Here is a 17,446-nt window from a genome sequence, read left to right as displayed (position 1 = left end):
GGATGACATTGCCCAGCATTTGCCTGTCCATATATCTGGCGAGGAAGGCCGCAAAGACATGCGGGTGATAGAAGGCATTTATACTGCTCACGAAGTGGAATGCGAAAACGAAGTAGGGTGCGGGGCTTGCCCCCGCCCGTCATTGAACGGTTCAGTCAGCTTTCGTTCAACGACGGGCGGGGACAAGCCCCGCACCCTACTTCGTGACGAGTATACCGGGCAACCCACACGGGCCGGAAAATTACGTTGGCATGAGCACAAGTAAGAAATGGGCGGTTTCGCTCCTGACCTCCGGCATGCTGCTGAGCCTGGTATTTGCCTTGTTGTTGCTGAATCCTGGGCTCTTGTATGCGAACCGAACGGCGACAGCCCACTACGTCATCTACCACAACCGCCCCCTGGACCCGGCGCTGCTGCCCCGCGTGGAGCAGGCGCGCGCACTCGTACAACGAAGCAACTGGTTCGATCCGGCCCTGCGCCTGAACATCTGCCTGAACGACGGGTCACGGTACCCCGGCCTGGTAGAAAAGTTGCAGGGCCCTGCGTTTGCGTGGGGCTTTTACCGAAACGTTGTGCTCAGCGGCGCAGCCAACCCGATGCCGAATTACCTGCTGCTGAATGGGTACCGGTGGAACCTGGTGCAGCTACTCGCCCACGAAGCCACCCACTGCTACCAGGTACGGCGGTTGGGTTTCTGGCACTCGAACCCGGTAGCGCACTACCCGCCGTGGAAGTGGGAGGGCTACGCGGAGTACGTCGCGCGCCGGGGCCCCAACTACCCGCCCCTGCGCCAGCAGATTCAGCAGCTAACCCAAGCGGAGCAAGCCACGCCGCACGAGTGGGGCATCACGCTAGCCGACAGCACCAGCACCAGCCGTGAATACGTTAACTACCTTATTCTTACCACCTATTGCCTGGACGTAAAAAAAATGACGTACCAGCAATTACTGGCAGATACCACTTCCGAGCAGACGATTCAACGCCAAATGGCAAGCTGGTACCAGCAAGAGGAAAGTAGCGCGCTCGTGAATTAACAACCTATTTTATGGGTCCTCATGCGGAAGCTTTTAGGAAATCTGAAAACTTAAGATGGAACCGTCATGCTAAGCTTGTCGAAGCATCTCTCTTGCTTCGCTAGGGCTATTCAACGAAGCGGGAGAGATGCTTCGACAAGCTCAGCATGACCGCTTTGATTGATTTAAACAGCCTCTGAAGCGACCCAGAATTCTAGAAAGGTTTCCCGAATACGCTCCCCACGTTCAGCAACGCGGCTCAGGCCCCTACTTCCCGCTACTCCAGTATCCCCCGCAGCTTGCGGAGCTGGGCGGCGACCGTGGCGGGCTCGTCGCGCCAGTAATCGGCCAGCAGGGGCCCTATTTCCTGGTCGATGACGAGGCGCAGCCACGCGGCGGGCGCGGGCAGCGGGCCGGGCGGCGGCACGAAGTAGCTGTGGCCCACGGCGAACTCGGGGCCCAGGCCGGGGTCGTCGCTTATCGTTTGGTTGAGGGCGGCGAGGCGGGCGGTGAGGCGCTCGGCCAGGGCCCCGGGCACGCCGTGGGCGGCCAGCAGCGCCCGCAGCGGGGCCCCGAACTGCGGCTGCAGCGCCACCACGGCGAAGCGGCGGCGCAGGGCGTAGTCGAGCGGGCTCAGGGAGCGGTCGGCTAGGTTGAGGGTGGCGACGACGAACAGGTTTTCGGGCACGAAGAAGCGCGGGGCCTCGGGCGGGGCGTAGGGCAGGCGCAGGGCGTGGGCGGGGCCCCGCTTGTCGGCTTCAAGCAAGCCCAGCAGCTCGCCAAAAATGCGGGCCACCTGCCCGCGGTTCAGCTCGTCGATGAGCAGCACGTAGGGCCGGCCGGGGTCGGCGGCGGCGCGCTGGCACAGCAGCGGCAGCACGCCCGGCACCAGCCGGAACTGGCCCCGGTCGTCGGGCCGGAAGCCGAGCACAAAGTCCTCGTAGCCGTAGCTGGGGTGGAATTGCACCAGCTCCAGGCGGCTTTCGTCGCGGGCTCCCAGCAGTAGCCAGGCCAGCCGCCGCGCCAGGAAGGTTTTGCCCGTGCCCGGGGGCCCTTGCAGCAGCAGGTTGCGGCGGCGGGCCAAGCCGGAGAGGGCGGCATCCAACTCATCTTCCGTGATGAGCAGCTCGGCCAGCGCCTCGGCCTTGGTGTAGGGCGCGGCGGGCGCGGGGGGCAGGCTGGCGGGCGCGTAGGGGGCCCCGGGCTCGGCGGCCAGCGCGAGGGCGGCCGGCGCGGGGCCCCCGAGGTAGAGGCCGTCGGCTGGTTCGGCGGCGTCGGCGGCGTGGCCGGGGGCCAGCACGGGGCGCTTGGTGCTGATGGTGAAGTCGAGGGCTTCGAGCACGGCGTTGGTGGGCGTGCCGGCGGGATGGGGCCAGCGGGCGGCGGCGTCGCCGGTGGCCAGGCGGTGGGCCCACTCGGCCACGGCGCGGGGCGGATAGCGGCGGCTGCGGTACACCAGCTCGTATACGGTGCTGGCCGGCAGCGGGGCCCCGGCCCGGTCAATTTGCCGCAGTGCGCGCAGCACCAGCTCGCGGGTGAGCGGCGGCACGGCAGCAGAAACTACGGGTTCGGGAGCGGCGGCGGCCATGTAGCAAAGTACGGGACCCGGCCGCGCCCGGTGACGGCAGGGGCCCCGGGCGAGCATAAAAAAATCCCACCGGCAAGGGCGGGATTTTTTTATTGGTTAGCAAAGAGGCCGTCATGCAGAACGCAGTGAAGCATCTTTACCGCGGCAGTAATTCATGATTAGTGAGCGGTGGAGATGCTTCACTGCGTTCTGCGTGACACTCTGTTTATCAGGCAGCCAAGCAATCTACGGGGCTACCGTGAAGGTGCGCGTAACCGAGTTGTAGGGCCCCGGAATCAAGGTGCCGCTGTTGTCGACCAGCTCCAGCTTGACGGTGTTTTCGCCGGCGGGCAGGCCTTCCATCTGGAAGGGCAACCACTTGTCGATCATGAACTCGGTGCCGTTGATGGTGGCGCGCACCTTGTTGCCGCCCGAATCGAGGGTGGTGTTCACGAGGTAAAAATCGAGCATGATTTTCTTGGCATCGGCGCCCGAGTACGTGTCTTTGGGCCGGCTGTAGAACAGGTTAGGCTTGTTGACGTCGATAATTGGCTCGGCCGGGGCGGGGGCGTTGCCCACGTTGATGATGCGCAGGTCGTAGGCGCCGCGGTGCTTCAGGCTCTCGTGGTACGAGCGCGAGAGGAAGGAGAGCACCACGTGCTGGCCGTCGGCGATGGGTTTGCTGAACGAGGTTTCGTAGTGGGCGGTGTAGGGCATGTCGTCCACGATGTTGTGGATGTGCTGGCCCTTGGCCGAGTTGGCCATCTGGGCCATTTCGGGCCCCCCGCTCATTTTGGTGAGGATGAAGTTGCTAACCTGGTAGTTGAAGCGCACCTCGCCGCTGGGCACGGTAGAGCCCGACGGCGGCGAAACCAGCCGCATCTGCGCCTCCGGGAACTTGGGCGAATCGCTGAACGGCGTGAGGCGGATGCCGTTTTTCTCCATCGCGTCGGCCTTCATGCCGCTGCTTTGGGCGGCGGTGGGCGTGGTGGAGGGCACGTTGCTGTTCGACGCCGCGGCGTCGGTCGACGAGCGGCTGGTATCGCAGGCGGTGGCGGCGAGCAGGCCCAGGGCCAGCGGCAGGCCGGTGGGCAACCAAGAAGCGAAGCGGTTTTTCATAGGAATACGGTACGGTGTTTATCAGAAAAGTGCAAAAGGCGAAAGAATGAGCGCGCGGCAGGTAATATCTGCACGAATAACGCAATACTTTGGCATTCGCGGGCGCAGCCGGCCTTGAAACCAACCGCCGCCGCCGCCGGTTTCTTACCTTGCGGCCCGGCTTTGCTCGCCCAGGCCAAGCCGGGCCACGTTTTTATTTATTCGTTTCATTCTCTGATTTTTGGCCATGCAAGACCCGCTCCTGGACCAGATTCCGTCCCTCGACCTCGCCGATTTCCGCTCCGGCGACCCGCAGCGCAAGGCGCACTTTGTGCAGCAGCTCGGCAAAGCGTACCAAAGCATTGGCTTCGTGGCCCTGAAAAACCACGGCCTCAACGACGCGCAAACCAAGGAGCTGTACGCCAACGTGCAGGCGTTTTTCCAGCTGCCCGATGCGGCCAAGCAGGCCTATGAAAAGCCGGAGCTGGCCGGCCAGCGCGGCTACATCAGCAAGGGCAAGGAGCACGCCAAGGGCCGCAACACCGGCGACCTCAAGGAATTTTACCACGTGGGCCAGGAGGTGGAAGACGCCACCGACCCCGTGAAGGGCGAGTATCCCGACAACATCTGGCCCGCGGAAGTGCCTGGTTTTCACGATAGCACCTTCAACGCCTACCGCACGCTGGAGGCCGCCGGCCAGGACGTGCTCCGCGCCATCGCCCTGTACCTGGAGCTACCCGAAAACTACTTCGACGACAAAGTGCGCCACGGCAACTCCATCCTGCGGCCCATCCACTACTTCCCGATTGAGGACCCCGACGCGGTGCCGGCCGACGCGGTGCGCGCCGCCGAGCACGGTGACATCAACCTGATTACCTTGCTGATGGGCGCCAGCGCCGACGGCCTGCAAGTGCTGCGCCGCGACGGCCAGTGGATTGCCATCACGGCCCTGCCCGACCAGATTGTGGTGAACGTGGGCGACATGCTCCAGCGCCTCACCAACGGTGTGCTGCGCAGCACCATCCACCGGGTGGTGAACCCGCCGCGCGAGAAGATGAACACCTCGCGCTACAGTATTCCGTTCTTCATGCACCCACGCTCGGAAATGAGCCTGGCCGCCCTGCCGCACCTCGTCACGGCCGACAACCCCAAGAAGGAAGCCGACATCACGGCTGGCGAATTTTTGAACGAGCGCCTGATTGAGTTAGGCTTGAAAAAGAAATAAATATCTTTTTTGCCGTTTTGCAAAAGACTGCCCGGGGCCCCGAGCAGTCTTTTTTTTGCGGGGCCCCGGCCGGCCGTTATCTTCGGCGCCCGCCATTACTACCCGTTCGTGCCGCCCCCGCCCCCCACTCCCCGCTCGTTTCCGGTCCCCTTGCGGAAGGGCGGGCGCCGCCTGCGCCGGGGCCGCAACTTCGTGTTTCTGAAAGACGTGGCCGCACTGGCCTGCACGGCCTTCGGGGGGCCCTCGGCGCACCTGGCCATGATGTTCCGCCTGCTGGTGGAGAAGCGCCGCTACCTCAGCGCCGCCGAGCTGCTGGAGCTACAGGCCCTGTGCGCGCTGCTGCCGGGGCCCACCTCCACCCAAACCGTGACCGTGATTGGCTACCGGCTGGGGGGCCCCAACCTGGCCTACCTCACGCTGCTGGTGTGGGTACTGCCGGCCACGGTGCTCATGACGCTGGCCGCCCTCACCCTCAGCCGCTTAAACCCCGTGCTGGTGGCGGCGCTAGTGCAGTTTGTGCAGCCGGTGGCGGTGGGCTTCGTGGCGTTTTCGGCCTATCGCATCGGCGAGAAAGTGATTCAAACCAAGACCGCGGTGGCCCTCACCGTGGCCTCGGCTATGCTGGCCTACTTCTTTCAGCTGCCGTGGGTGCTACCGGTGCTGCTGCTGGCCGGCGGCGCCGTGACCACGGCGCGCTACCGCAAGCACGCCATCGAAACCGAGAAGAAGCCGCTGCAAGTGGAATGGGCCAATTTCCTGCTTTGGCTGGGCATTTTAGTGGGCGCGGCGGTGCTGGGGCACTACACGCACTGGCTGCCGGTGCGGCTGTTCGAGAACTTTTACCGCAACGGTTCGCTGGTGTTTGGGGGCGGGCAGGTGCTGGCCCCGCTGCTGTTCGCCGAGTTCGTCGAGTTTAAGCACTACCTCACGGCGCCCGAGTTTTTGTCGGGCCTGGGCGTGGTGCAGCTGGTGCCGGGGCCCAATTTTTCCATTGCCGCCTACATCGGGGCCCTGGCCATGCGGGCGCAGGGCAGCGGCACCACCGGCCAGGTGCTGGGGGCCCTGGTGGGCACGGCGGGCATCTTCCTACCGGGTACGTTCCTGATTTTCTTCGTGTTGCGCTTCTGGGCCCGGCTGCGGCAGTACCGCGTGGTGAAGGCCTCGCTCGAAGGCATCAATGCCGTGAGCGCCGGGCTGGTCTGCGCCGCTACGCTGCTGCTCTACCACCCCCTCCCCGACCGCCTACTGGCCCTGCCCTGGCACTGGCACCTGGGCCCCATTGCCGCCGTGCCCCTGAACCCGCTGCTGGTGGGCACCACGTTCCTGCTGCTGCTCTGGGAGCGGGTACCGGCCGTGGCGCTGGTGGCGGCGGCACTGGGCGCGGGGGCCCTGGCGGGGTAGGCTTTAGTTGTTGGTTATCAGAATTAGCACAGACAACTGACAACAAGCAACTAGCGCAAATCTTAGGTTGGCGTAAAAGGCAGCTGGGTTGTTATGCGCACTTTGTGGTGTGCATCGCTGCCCGGTAATCGTTGAATCGGCGCGGTAGTGCGAACCATAAAGTGCGCACTACCGCGCACCGCCTTGATAACCGGGCTAATGATTGGCAGGACTTGGGCAAAAACCGGGCAACTGGCGGAGGACCCGGGGCCCTAAGCCGGGCGCGCCGAGGCTCCGAGGTAGCGCACCCGCGCCGCCTCCAGGGCCGCCACGATGGCCGCCCGCTGGGCCAGCAGCCCCGCCCCTACCGCCGGGGCCTGCCGGAACAGCCGCAGCGCCCGCAGCCGCCGCAGCCGGGCCGCCAGCTCCACCCCGTAGCCCAGGGCGTAGAAGCCGCTGATGGGCAAGCTGAGCACGTACAGCGCCGTCAGCCACCAGCGGTGCGTGAGCCAGTGCTGCACGGCGGCGGCTTGCAGCCCATAGAAAAGCGGAAACACCACCAGCCCCACGCCCATCATCACCGCCGCCCGGAACTCGGGCTCGGCAGGCGTCACGCGCGTGGCCACGGCCGCCGGCAGCCGGTAGGGCAGGTAGTTGTTGAGCACCCCGTATAGCCACACGGGCAGGCCCAGGGCCAGGTTCACAAGGCCGGCCAGGCGGCCGCGGCGCTGCTCGTCGAGGGCCGCATCGTCGAGGCCGTGACGGTGCAGGGCCCCCAGGTAATCAGCGAGCTGGCTGCGCACGGCGGCGAGGCGGGCGGGGTCGTGCTGCTCGAAGTAGGCCACGGCTTGCAGCAGCGTGCGCCCGAGCTGGAAGTTGTCGTAGAGCGTATCGGGGTCGTCGTCGGGGTTGAGGTGGTCGCCGAAGGTGCGCTCAATCTGATGGCCCAGGGCGTCGCTGGCCGCGTCGCGGCTGATGACGAGGCGCCGCTCCAGCGCCTGGCGGATGGCGGCGGTGAGGGCGTCGGCCGCGGCGTCAGGGTCGGCGGCGTAGGCCGCGGCATAGTCGGCCACCCGGATGGGCGGGGCCACGTTCAGCAGCACGTCGGAGCGGAACCGCGTGGGATCGAAGTAGTTGATGCCCACCGGCAGCACGTGCACGCCCAGCTGGAAATTGTGCCGGGCCTCGGCCCCCAGCGCAATGCGGGCGGCCCCGGTCTTGAGGGGGCGCAGCTTGCGCTCGTTCAGGCTGACGCCTTCGGGAAAAATCATGATGGCCCGGCCCTGCTCCAGGTAATCGTAGCATTTGCCGAAAGCAGCCTCGTTTTGGGCGTGCAACTCGGCGGCGTTCAGGGCCCGGCCGCTGGCGGTGGCGGCCGCTTCGGCATCCTGCCGGCGGTAGATGGGCAGGCAGTTTACCGATTCAAAGATGGCCCGCAACACCGGGTTTTTGAAGAACGTGCTCTTGGCCAGGAACGCCGCCGGGCGGGGCATATGGGCGGCCACCAGCAGCGGGTCCATCAGGGTATTGGGGTGGTTCACAGCCAGCAGCAGGGGCCCCGGCAGCGCCAGACGCTTGGGGTGGCGCACCTCGGCGCGCCGAAAAAACACGCGCAGCGACGCCTGCACGATGGGTTTCATGATGTGGTAGGCCAGCATAGGCAGCAAAATACGGTGCCGCCGGGCATTGCGCCGGGCCGGGCCGCCGGGGGCCCTGGCGCGCCCGCTGCGCGGGGCCCCGGGCAGGCACAGCGCCTTGCTTTTCGCCGCCTTCCGATAGGCCGGGCAAGGGTTGGCAACCGGCCGCCTGGCCGAGAGCTGGGCAAGGTGTGGCGCGCCGGTGGTTACTTGCCGGCCCAATTCCCCTGGTCATTTTTTGGATGGTTATGCGCTTTGCTCTGCTTGTTATTGGTTTACTATTGGCTGGGGCCCCGGCCCCGCTGCGGGCGCAAACGCCGGGAGCGGCACCCACTACCACGACCCCCACGGGGCCCTACGCGGCCCTCAAGGGCGAGGTAGCCGCGGCCGTGGCGGCCCACGCGCCGCAGGCCCCGGCCCTCACCGGCCAGCTGTTCCGGCTCAACCCGAACGACGAGCAGGTGTACACCGACCTGATGAGCATCTACGAAGCGGAGAACGCCGCCCCAGCCCTGCTGGCGTTCTTCAACAGCCGGCTGCCCACGGCCCCGTCCACGCCCAAGGCACAGGGCTATTTGCACCTGTACGCGGGCATCCTGTCCATGCAGTTGGGCCAGCTCGTGGACGCCCGCCCGCACTTCGTGCAGGCTAAAAACCAGTTACGCAAAGTGTTGAAGCCCAACGACCCGGCTTTCCGCATTATCCAGCAGGGCCTGGGCGAGGGCATGCATCGCTAGCACAGTTTTGGAACGATGGGTGTCTGCCAAACTGCGCTTAGCCTTGCTCTAGGGGCCCTATTGCAGCATAGGCAAGGCCAAGCGCAGCTTGGCGGTACGTTCCACTAGCCCCGTCGGGAGCCCCGGCGGGCTACGCGGCGGCCAGCACCTCGGGGTCGTTGTGTGCGGGCGAGTTCACGCGCTTCGTGATTTTGTACTCGCGCATGGCGGCCGCGTCGTAGGGCACGAGCTGTACTACTCCCCAAAAACTGGACAGTTTAGCGGGTCGTGTTAAGAAATATAGTTATGTTTGAATTAAGAGTTTTGGCGAAAGATCTGGGCGGGTATCTGGCCGCGCAATCTTTGGTGGGGTCGGCGGTGGTTGTAGTAGGCAAAGTACGCCTGTAATTGCTGGTGCAGGTGGTGGCCATCATTGGCCGAGTTGAGGTAGCTGTGCTCCCATTTAACCGTGCGCCAGAGCCGCTCGATGAAGGCATTATCGGTAGCGCGGCCCCGGCCGTCGCGGCTAATGCGGCAGCCGGCGGCGAGCAAGGCCTGCTCGTAGGCCAGGGAGGTGAACTGGCTGCCCTAGTCGGAATGGAAGATGTGTGGGGCCGGGGCGACGCGCAGGGCATCAGCCAGCGTCTGCAGGCAAAAGCCCACGTCCAGCGTATTGGAGAACTGCTAGCTCAGCACGTAGCGTGAGTGCCAGTCGAGCACAGCAGCCAGGTAGCGGAAGCCCTTGGCCATGAGTACAAGGTAATGTCGGTGCTCCACACCTCATCCGGGGCCGTCGCCGGCCGGTCCCGCAGCAGGTAGGGATAGGGCGTAACGCCTTGTCCCGGCACGCTTAAGCGCGGCTTGGGATAGCCCGGCCCGTGGTCCATCAGGCGCACGAGGCGGCGTACACGCTTTTCGTTGACAGCGTGGCCGACCAGGCGCAGGTGGTCGCGCAGGCCGAGCACGCCCTTGAAATTGTGGTCGGCAAACTCTTCGGCGAGTAGGCGCATCAGCTCCAGATTATAGGCGCGGCTGGTAATAAAAACTACTGCGCGAAAGACCCACCGCCTGGCAGCGGGCCTGCACCGAGCTGGCCGGGTCGGCCTGGGCGACCACGGTACGTTGCTGGGCTACCGACATGGCCCCAGCGTTTTTTTTAGCAGCGCGTTTTCCACTTGCAGCCGGCCAATGGCCGCGTACAAAGGCTCTACATCCGGCACTGCTTCACCAGCAACGGGCGTTTCGGCGAAGGCCTGGGATGCCTGCTGGCGCAATTGCAGCTTCCATCGCGTAATTTGGGCCACCGCCAATTGTAGTGGGCGGCCAACTCGGCTAGCGGCTGGCGCTCGGTGAGCGCAGCCAGCGCTACCTCGGCTTTGAACTCAGCCGTGTAACGACGGCGGGTGCGTTTTGGGGTCATAATCGAGCTAAGCTAGCCCGCTTTCACTGTCCAGTTTTTGGGGAGTAGTACAGTTTCGTATTTAGCAGGGCCCCTGGGTGCCGATGGCCAGGGCGGCGCATCGTTCAGCGGTTACCGGGCAGCCGGCGAAAAGCCGGTAGCCCGGCCCGGGGCCCCTACTCGCCCACAGCAATGCAGGAGATTTCCACTTCAACGTCGCGCGGCAGGCGGGCCACTTCCACGGTTTCGCGAGCCGGCGCGGTGGCATCGGCGAAGTACGTGCCGTACACTTGGTTGATGGCAGCAAAATTACCCAGGTCCTTCACGAAAATGCTGCACTTCACCACGTCGGTGAGCTGCAAGCCGGCGGCGGCCAGCACGGCGGTCAGGTTCTTTAGTACCTGGTGAGCCTGGGCGGCCACGTCGCCGGGCACGAGCTGGCCGGCCGCGTCCAGCGGAATCTGGCCCGATACGTACACGGTGTTGCCGGCGCGCACGGCTTGGCTGTAGGGCCCGATGGGTGCGGGCGCCTGGTCGGTGAGGATGATTTGGTGGGGCATGTGCTTGAATGTGAAAATGAGAAGAATGTGGGAAATGTGAAAATGAGGGGGAATGTGGGAGGTGTGAAAATTGACGAGAATTAATCAATTTTCACACCTCCCACATTCCCCCTCATTTTCACTTTTTTTTTACTCTACCGTAACTGATTTGGCCAGGTTGCGGGGCTGGTCCACGTTGCAGCCGCGCATCACGGCGATGTGGTAGCTTAGCAGTTGCAGCGGAATGACCGACACGAGCGGCACCAGGGCCTCCGAGGTGTAGGGCACTTCGATGACGAACTCGGCCATGCCGCGGATCACGTCGTCGCCCTCCGTGACCACGGCGATGATGCGGCCTTTGCGGGCCTTAACCTCCTGGATGTTGCTCACCACCTTCTCGTAGGAGCTATCGCGGGTGGCGATAACTACCACCGGCATGTTCTCGTCGATGAGAGCGATGGGGCCGTGCTTCATCTCGGCGGCCGGGTAGCCCTCGGCGTGGATGTAGCTGATTTCCTTGAGCTTGAGGGCCCCTTCCAGCGCCACCGGGAAGTTGTAGCCGCGGCCCAGGTACAGGAAGTTGGGCACGTCGCAGAACACGGCGGCGATGTTACGGATCTCGTCGTCCAGCTTCAGCGCCTGCTCCACCTTGGCCGGAATCGTGTCCAGCTCCACCATCAGCTCGCGCAGCTTGGTGTCGGTAATCGTGCCGCGCTTCTGGCCCATCAGCATGGCCAGCAGGGTCAGCACCGTTACCTGGGCCGTGAAGGCCTTGGTGCTGGCCACCCCAATTTCGGGGCCCGCGTGGGTATAGGCCCCGGCGTCGGTGGCGCGGGCAATGCTGCTGCCCACCACGTTGCAGATGCCGAAGATGGTGGCGCCCTTGCTTTTGGCAAGCTCAATGGCGGCCAGCGTATCGGCCGTTTCACCGCTCTGCGAAATGGCAATCACGATGTCGCGCTCCGTGATGATGGGGTTGCGGTAGCGGAATTCCGAGGCGTACTCCACTTCCACTGGGATGCGGGCCAGGTCCTCCAGCAGGTACTCGGCCACCAGGCCGGCGTGCCAGCTCGTGCCGCAGGCCACGATGATAATGCGCTGGGCGTTCACGAATTTCTGCTCGTAGGCCCGGAAGCCGCCCATGTTCAGGTGGCCAGCGTTCAGCTCCAGGCGGCCGCGCATCGAGTCCATGATGGAGCGCGGCTGCTCGAAAATCTCCTTCAGCATGAAGTGCTCGTAGCCGCCCTTCTCGATGCTGTCCAGCTCCATTTCCAGCTTCTGGATGTAGGGCGTCTGCTCCACGTCCTCCTTGCTGCGCAGCTCCAGCCGCCCGTCGCGGATGATGGCAATCTCGTAGTCGTTCACGTACACCACCTCGTTGGTGTACTCGATGATGGGCGTGGCGTCGGAGGCGATGAAAAACTCGCCGTCGCCGATACCAATCACCATCGGCGAGCCCTTACGGGCGGCGATGAGCTGGTTGGGGGCGTCGCGGCTCATCACCACGATGGCGTAGGCCCCCACCACTTCGTGCAGGGCCAGGCGCACGGCCTCCTCCAGGTTGCAGTGGTTTTGGGTCTGAATCTCCTCAATCAGGTTCACGAATACCTCCGTATCGGTGTCCGAATGAAACTCGTGGCCCTGTTGCTGCAAGTGCGTTTTCAGGGCCGCGTAGTTCTCAATAATGCCGTTGTGGATGATGGCCAGCCGCTCCGAGGTCGAGTAGTGCGGGTGGGCGTTGGTGTCGTTGGGCTCGCCGTGGGTGGCCCAGCGGGTGTGGCCCATGCCCACGCGTGCCTGGGTATCCTTCTCGGCGATATACTTCTCCAGCTCCGCCACCTTGCCCTTTTTCTTGTACACGTTCAGCTCCCCGTCGTTCATCAGGGCCACGCCGGCTGAGTCGTAGCCGCGGTATTCGAGCCGGTGGAGGCCTTTGAGGATAATGGGGCAGGCCTGACGGTGGCCCAGGTACGCAACAATGCCGCACATAGTAGTAAAGCGTTAAATAATTGAAGGTTTATTTAAAAAAACCGGCGGCCCATCCAGGGAAAGGACAGGCCGCCGGCGCAAAAATCTGACTGCGCGCCCTGCGCAAGGCGGAGCGAATGCCGCTGGAAACAGCTAACGTTAAGTACAAATACAGCGCAGTTCACGAGCAATGCAAAGCAATGAAAGGCGAAGCTACTGTTTTTTGGGGTATTGGCGGGGCCCCGGGGCCCCGCCTTGCGCTACCCTCACCAGATAATAAACTGGCGGTCAGCAGATAAAGACATGAGGTACTCCGCCGCACGCTGCCTTGGTATTGCAGCTTACCAAACGGTTGGCCGGGGCCCCGGGCTGCTTAGTTAGCCAGCTCGTTGTAGAGGGCCAGGTAAGAAGAATGCAAGTTCTCGTCGGTGGCGACTTGGCTCAGGGTTTTGCGCGAGGCGTACTCCTGGAACATGCCGTTGAGGTTGTCAGAGAAGTCCTCGTCGGAGCGCACCACGGTGTCGGCGTAGTCCATGCCGATTTTCACGAAGCCGCTGAAATCGGCCGTTTTCAGCGAGTTCAGCATCTGGTCGTCGATGTCGAGCATCTTCGCTTTTGCCAGGATGTTACCCTCGAATTTGTCGGGGAACTCGTTGTTGTAAATCGAAAACACCGACTTGGCGTCTTTGAACACCGGGTCTTTTTTGTAGGTTGTTTTCAGGTAGAGCGGGATGAGGCCCGTCATCCAGTCCGAGCAATGCACGATGTTTGGCGACCAGCCGAGCTTCTTCACCGTTTCCAGCACACCCTTGCAGAAGAAGATGGCGCGCTCGTCGTTGTCGGCGTGGAAGTGGTCGTCCTTGTCGACCAGGGCCGACTTGCGGTGGAAGTAGTCCTCGTTATCGATGAAGTACACCTGCAACTTGGCCGTCGGGATAGAGGCCACCTTGATGACCAGCGGCTTTTCGTCGTCGCCCACGGCAATGTTGATGCCCGAGAGGCGCACTACCTCGTGCAGCCGGTTTTTACGCTCATTGATAATGCCAAAACGGGGCACGAAAATCCGAATCTCACAACCCATTTCCTGCATGCCGGCGGGTAGCCGGCGCAGCAACTCCGCCACCTTCGTCGTGTTCAGGAAAGGGTCAATTTCGGTGGCCGCGTAAAGGATGCGCAACTTCGACATACAGGTGGATTTAAAAGAAAAAATGAAAAGGCCATACGATGGCCGAACAAAATTACACAATTTTGGGCAGAAATTCAACCCCTTTCTTCCCGGGGCTCGGCCAACGGGCCCTTTTGCTATGCAAATATTTTCTACCGTAGCCGAATTGCGCGCCTTTGCCGAGGCCACGCGCTGCGCCGGCCACCGCCTGGGCCTGGTGCCCACCATGGGGGCCCTGCACGCCGGCCACCTCCAGCTGGTGGCCGCCGCCCGCGCCGAGTGCGACGCCGTGGTGGCCACCGTGTTCGTAAACCCCACGCAGTTCAACAACCCCGACGACTACCGCCTCTACCCGCGCCTGCCCCAGGCCGATACCGACCTGCTAGCCGCCGCCGGCTGCACCGCCGCCTTCCTGCCCAGCGCCGAGGAAATGTACCCTCAGCCGGCGTTGCTGCGCTTCGACTTCGGGGCCCTGGAGCGGGTGATGGAGGGGGCCCAGCGGCCGGGCCACTTCAACGGGGTGGCCACGGTGGTGAGCAAGCTCTTCCACGCGGCGCGGCCCCACCGGGCGTACTTCGGGCAGAAGGACTGGCAGCAGGTGGCCATCGTGCGGCAGCTAGTGGCCGACCTATCGTTCGACCTTGAAATCGTGGCCTTCCCCACGGTGCGCGAGGCCGACGGACTGGCCATGTCCTCGCGCAACCGCCGCCTGAGCCCCGCGGCCCGCGCCGCCGCGCCGCAGCTGCACCAGGCGCTGGCCGCCGCCGCTGCGCAGGTGCGCCAGGGCGTGCCGCCCGCCCAGGTGCAGGCCCAGGCCGAAGCCACCCTAGCCCAGGGCCCCGGCATTACGCTGGAGTACTTCGCCGTGGCCGATGCCGCTACTTTGCAGCCGCTGGCCGCCTACGCCCCGGGCCGGGCCGTGGTGCTGTGCCTGGCCGCCGACCTGGGCGGCGTACGCCTCATCGACAACGTGATGGTGGAGGATGAGAGGGTATGAGGCCGGAGCCCCCACCGGCCGGCAGCGTACCTTTGCGGCCCCAAATCCTACCCTTCCGACCAATTCCAGCTTTCCCCGTTTATGGCGATGTACATCGAGGTGATGAAATCTAAAATCCACCGCGTCACGGTTACGCAGGCTGAGCTGCACTACGTGGGCAGCGTCACCATCGACGAAGACCTGCTGGACGCGGCCAACATGGTGGAAAACGAGAAGGTAACGGTTGTCAACGTCAACAACGGGGCCCGGTTCGAGACCTACACCATCCGCGGGGCGCGGGGCACGGGCACCCTGTGCCTCAACGGGCCCGCTGCCCGCCAGGTGGCCCTGGGCGACGTGGTCATCATCTTCTCCTACGCCCAGATTGACTTTGCCGAGGCCCGGGCCCACCGCCCCACCGTCATCTTCCCCAACGAGCACAACCGCCTGGTATAGGTTTTTTAGCTGTTAGCTCATAGCTGCTGGCTGTTAGCTTTTCAAAAACACCTCAACAAAGAGCTGACAGCCAGTAGCTATCAGCCAACAGCTAGAAATTGAAGTTCCTTTTCACCATCCTCAAGTACGCGCTGCTGCTGGCCGTGTCGGGGGCCCTGATGGCGTACGCCGTGCGCGGCCAAGACCTCTCGCGCATCGGGCACTACATCCGCACGGCCAACTACTTCTGGCTCGGCCTCACCATGGTGCTTTCAGTGCTGGGCTACCTCAGCCGCGCCTACCGCTGGCAAATGCAGCTCACCGCCTCGCGGCACAAAACCGCTTATTGGGAAGTGTACCACGCCATGATGGTGGGCTATTTGGCCAACATCGTGCTGCCGCGCATGGGCGAGGTCATCCGCTGCTCGGTGCTGCGGCGCACCAGCCGCGTACCGGTCGAGGTATCGCTGGGCACGGTCGTTACCGAACGCGTGATTGACGTGCTGGTGCTGGCCTTGCTGCTGGCCGCCACGCTGCTGCTCGACTTCCACACGTTCTGGACCTTCGTAACCGACAAAGTGTTGGGCGGGCGCTTCGACGCCCTGGCCCGCAACCGCACGCCCCTGCTGTGGGCCGCCGGCATTACGGTACTGCTGCTGGCGCTGGCCGCCGGGGCCCTGGTGCGCAACCTGGAGCGGCTGCGCCAGCACCGGCTGTTTGCCCGGGCCGCGGTGTTTGCCAAAGGCATGCTGGCGGGCATGTTCAGCATCTGGCGGATGGAGCACAAGGGCGTGTTTTTGGCGCACACGGCCTTCACCTGGGGCGTGTATTTTTTGATGGATTACCTGGCGTTTTTCTGCTTTCCTGAGACCGACCAGCTGGGCCTGCGGGCGGGCCTGGCGGTGCTCACCTTCGGGGCGTTTGGCATGGCCGCGCCGGTGGCGGGCGGCATCGGGCCCTTCCACGTGATGGTGCAGAGCACACTGGTGGCCTACGGCGTGAGCCTGGAGGCCGGCATTGCCTACGCCCTGGTGGTGCACGGGGCCCAAACGCTGCTTGTGGTGCTGCTCGGCGGCATCAGCTTCGCCCTCAGCATGGTGCAGGCCGGGCGCACGGGCCGGGCGGTAGCCGCCGAAGCGGCGTAGAAGCCCCAGCCCGGGGGCCGGCGCAACGGCCATTTTCCGTTAGCAATTCGGTAACTTTGGCGCCCTACTTTTGGCCGCCCCGCCCCGGGGCGGTTTTCTTTTGCCTCCTCCCACCCTTTTTATAGCGTATGTCTGATCTTAAAAAAGCGCCCAAAACCAGCAAAACCAAGCTGGCCGACGATATTCAAAATGCCGGCAGCGGCAAAACCATCAAGCAGCCCAACGTCAACGACGACAAGCTGACCTCCATCACCGAGATGCGCGAGCAGGCCCACGGGCAGGGCAACACCACGGTGGCCGTCGACGACGAGCAGCGCCTGCGCAAGGCTTTTGTGGACAAGGACTGGAACGAGATTAAGATCGCCGACAGCTGGCAGATCTTCAAAATCATGGCCGAGTTTGTGGAGGGCTTTGAGAAGATGTCCAAAATCGGGCCCTGCGTGAGCATCTTCGGCTCGGCCCGCACCAAGCCCGACAACCAATACTACCAGATGGCCGAGGAAATTGCCTCGAAGCTGGTGCGCCATGGCTACGGCGTCATCACCGGCGGGGGCCCCGGCATCATGGAAGCCGGCAACAAGGGCGCCCGCGCCGAGGGTGGCAAGTCGGTAGGCCTCAACATCGAGTTGCCTTTCGAGCAAACCCACAACATCTACATCGACCAGGACAAGTGCATCAACTTCGACTACTTCTTTGTGCGCAAGGTGATGTTTGTGAAGTACGCCCAGGCCTTCGTGGGCATGCCCGGCGGCTTTGGTACGCTCGACGAGCTATTTGAAGCCATCACGCTCATCCAAACCAAGAAAATCGGCCGCTTCCCCATCGTGCTGGTGGGCTCGGCCTATTGGAACGGCTTGTTTAAATGGATTACCGATGTGATGCTCGACCAGGAGAATAACATCTCGGCCGCCGACCTAAACCTGATTCAGATTGTGGACGACGCCAGCGAAGCCGTAAAAATTATCGACGACTTTTACCACAAATATTCGCTCTCGCCCAACTTCTAAATCACTGATTAATCGCAGCTAACCGTGATTTCGCTGATTTTTTATCAGCGGCTGTTATTGGGCATTCACTTATCGTTGCCAAAAGCCGGGCCTTGGGGCCCGGCTTTCTTGTTTGTAGCAGGCCCACCTTTACAACCCAATGCTGCCGTCCCCAAAATCCGACCCATCCGATAAAT

At 63.5% G+C, this 17,446-nt stretch carries 16 protein-coding genes; 8 read left to right on the top strand and 8 right to left on the bottom strand.

Annotation, left to right across the window (positions count from 1 at the left end; translation table 11 throughout):
• Positions 1-296: 296 nt before the first annotated feature.
• Positions 297-1,034 (top strand): hypothetical protein, encoded by a 738-nt coding sequence (locus DDQ68_RS15720; RefSeq protein ID WP_109657152.1) that lies wholly within the window; start codon positions 297-299, stop codon positions 1,032-1,034.
• A 256-nt stretch (positions 1,035-1,290) separates the two neighbouring features.
• On the opposite strand, the gene DDQ68_RS15715 is transcribed toward DDQ68_RS15720, so the two are convergent.
• The gene (locus tag DDQ68_RS15715) at positions 1,291-2,601 is read right to left on the bottom strand and encodes an AAA family ATPase (RefSeq protein WP_109657151.1); all 1,311 of its coding nucleotides are present in this window, start codon (positions 2,599-2,601) and stop codon (positions 1,291-1,293) included.
• A gap of 225 nt (positions 2,602-2,826) precedes the next feature.
• Positions 2,827-3,699, bottom strand: a complete 873-nt coding sequence (locus DDQ68_RS15710) for a hypothetical protein (protein WP_245897070.1) — start codon at positions 3,697-3,699, stop codon at positions 2,827-2,829.
• 226 nt (positions 3,700-3,925) lie between these two features.
• Here DDQ68_RS15710 and DDQ68_RS15705 point away from each other — a divergent pair, with 226 nt between their 5' ends.
• Complete coding sequence (locus tag DDQ68_RS15705; protein WP_109657150.1) at positions 3,926-4,903, top strand: isopenicillin N synthase family dioxygenase; 978 nt, start codon at positions 3,926-3,928, stop codon at positions 4,901-4,903.
• A 150-nt stretch (positions 4,904-5,053) separates the two neighbouring features.
• Entirely contained in the window at positions 5,054-6,304 is a 1,251-nt protein-coding gene (gene chrA, locus DDQ68_RS15700; protein ID WP_109658465.1) for a chromate efflux transporter, read from the top strand.
• A gap of 251 nt (positions 6,305-6,555) precedes the next feature.
• Here chrA and DDQ68_RS15695 read toward each other — a convergent pair whose 3' ends face one another.
• Positions 6,556-7,941, bottom strand: coding sequence for a lysophospholipid acyltransferase family protein (locus DDQ68_RS15695; RefSeq protein WP_109657149.1), 1,386 nt, complete (start codon positions 7,939-7,941; stop codon positions 6,556-6,558).
• A gap of 227 nt (positions 7,942-8,168) precedes the next feature.
• On the opposite strand from DDQ68_RS15695, the gene DDQ68_RS15690 reads away from it, so the two are divergent.
• Positions 8,169-8,657, top strand: a complete 489-nt coding sequence (locus DDQ68_RS15690; protein ID WP_109657148.1) for a tetratricopeptide repeat protein — start codon at positions 8,169-8,171, stop codon at positions 8,655-8,657.
• 294 nt (positions 8,658-8,951) lie between these two features.
• On the opposite strand, the gene DDQ68_RS15685 is transcribed toward DDQ68_RS15690, so the two are convergent.
• From DDQ68_RS15685 to DDQ68_RS15665, 5 genes are all read right to left on the bottom strand, one after another.
• Positions 8,952-9,188 carry an integrase core domain-containing protein gene (locus DDQ68_RS15685; RefSeq protein ID WP_162550156.1) on the bottom strand — a complete coding sequence of 79 codons (237 nt, stop codon included), beginning with the start codon at positions 9,186-9,188 and terminating at the stop codon, positions 8,952-8,954.
• A gap of 137 nt (positions 9,189-9,325) precedes the next feature.
• The gene (locus DDQ68_RS15680) at positions 9,326-9,646 is read right to left on the bottom strand and encodes a hypothetical protein (RefSeq protein ID WP_109657146.1); all 321 of its coding nucleotides are present in this window, start codon (positions 9,644-9,646) and stop codon (positions 9,326-9,328) included.
• A gap of 565 nt (positions 9,647-10,211) precedes the next feature.
• Positions 10,212-10,595 (bottom strand): RidA family protein, encoded by a 384-nt coding sequence (locus DDQ68_RS15675; protein WP_109657145.1) that lies wholly within the window; start codon positions 10,593-10,595, stop codon positions 10,212-10,214.
• A gap of 129 nt (positions 10,596-10,724) precedes the next feature.
• Positions 10,725-12,563 (bottom strand): glutamine--fructose-6-phosphate transaminase (isomerizing), encoded by a 1,839-nt coding sequence (glmS, locus tag DDQ68_RS15670; protein ID WP_109657144.1) that lies wholly within the window; start codon positions 12,561-12,563, stop codon positions 10,725-10,727.
• 352 nt (positions 12,564-12,915) lie between these two features.
• Positions 12,916-13,728 carry a glycogen/starch synthase gene (locus DDQ68_RS15665; protein ID WP_109657143.1) on the bottom strand — a complete coding sequence of 271 codons (813 nt, stop codon included), beginning with the start codon at positions 13,726-13,728 and terminating at the stop codon, positions 12,916-12,918.
• A 118-nt stretch (positions 13,729-13,846) separates the two neighbouring features.
• On the opposite strand from DDQ68_RS15665, the gene panC reads away from it, so the two are divergent.
• From panC to DDQ68_RS15645, 4 genes are all read left to right on the top strand, one after another.
• Positions 13,847-14,704 carry a pantoate--beta-alanine ligase gene (gene panC, locus DDQ68_RS15660; RefSeq protein WP_109657142.1) on the top strand — a complete coding sequence of 286 codons (858 nt, stop codon included), beginning with the start codon at positions 13,847-13,849 and terminating at the stop codon, positions 14,702-14,704.
• A gap of 87 nt (positions 14,705-14,791) precedes the next feature.
• A complete protein-coding gene (panD, locus tag DDQ68_RS15655) occupies positions 14,792-15,139 on the top strand; it encodes an aspartate 1-decarboxylase (protein WP_109657141.1) in 348 nt (115 codons plus the stop codon).
• 98 nt (positions 15,140-15,237) lie between these two features.
• Positions 15,238-16,263 (top strand): lysylphosphatidylglycerol synthase transmembrane domain-containing protein, encoded by a 1,026-nt coding sequence (locus DDQ68_RS15650; RefSeq protein WP_109657140.1) that lies wholly within the window; start codon positions 15,238-15,240, stop codon positions 16,261-16,263.
• Between the two features lie 257 nt (positions 16,264-16,520).
• Complete coding sequence (locus DDQ68_RS15645; protein ID WP_245897448.1) at positions 16,521-17,270, top strand: LOG family protein; 750 nt, start codon at positions 16,521-16,523, stop codon at positions 17,268-17,270.
• The last annotated feature ends 176 nt before the right edge of the window (positions 17,271-17,446 follow it).

The organism is Hymenobacter nivis (assembly GCF_003149515.1).
GTDB lineage: Bacteria > Bacteroidota > Bacteroidia > Cytophagales > Hymenobacteraceae > Hymenobacter > Hymenobacter nivis.
This window is presented reverse-complemented; position numbering and strand designations above follow the sequence as displayed.

Bases quoted from the DNA above. Each gene is read 5' to 3' on its own strand.
- DDQ68_RS15645 (WP_245897448.1), top strand. From the start codon at position 16,521: ATGCGCGAGCAGGCCCACGGGCAGGGCAACACCACGGTGGCCGTCGAC.
- DDQ68_RS15715 (WP_109657151.1), bottom strand. From the start codon at position 2,601: ATGGCCGCCGCCGCTCCCGAACCCGTAGTTTCTGCTGCCGTGCCGCCG.
- DDQ68_RS15720 (WP_109657152.1), top strand. From the start codon at position 297: ATGCTGCTGAGCCTGGTATTTGCCTTGTTGTTGCTGAATCCTGGGCTC.
- panD (WP_109657141.1), top strand. From the start codon at position 14,792: ATGTACATCGAGGTGATGAAATCTAAAATCCACCGCGTCACGGTTACG.
- DDQ68_RS15690 (WP_109657148.1), top strand. From the start codon at position 8,169: ATGCGCTTTGCTCTGCTTGTTATTGGTTTACTATTGGCTGGGGCCCCG.
- DDQ68_RS15675 (WP_109657145.1), bottom strand. From the start codon at position 10,595: ATGCCCCACCAAATCATCCTCACCGACCAGGCGCCCGCACCCATCGGG.
- DDQ68_RS15695 (WP_109657149.1), bottom strand. From the start codon at position 7,941: ATGCTGGCCTACCACATCATGAAACCCATCGTGCAGGCGTCGCTGCGC.
- glmS (WP_109657144.1), bottom strand. From the start codon at position 12,563: ATGTGCGGCATTGTTGCGTACCTGGGCCACCGTCAGGCCTGCCCCATT.
- panC (WP_109657142.1), top strand. From the start codon at position 13,847: ATGCAAATATTTTCTACCGTAGCCGAATTGCGCGCCTTTGCCGAGGCC.
- DDQ68_RS15665 (WP_109657143.1), bottom strand. From the start codon at position 13,728: ATGTCGAAGTTGCGCATCCTTTACGCGGCCACCGAAATTGACCCTTTC.
- DDQ68_RS15705 (WP_109657150.1), top strand. From the start codon at position 3,926: ATGCAAGACCCGCTCCTGGACCAGATTCCGTCCCTCGACCTCGCCGAT.
- DDQ68_RS15680 (WP_109657146.1), bottom strand. From the start codon at position 9,646: ATGCGCCTACTCGCCGAAGAGTTTGCCGACCACAATTTCAAGGGCGTG.
- DDQ68_RS15710 (WP_245897070.1), bottom strand. From the start codon at position 3,699: ATGAAAAACCGCTTCGCTTCTTGGTTGCCCACCGGCCTGCCGCTGGCC.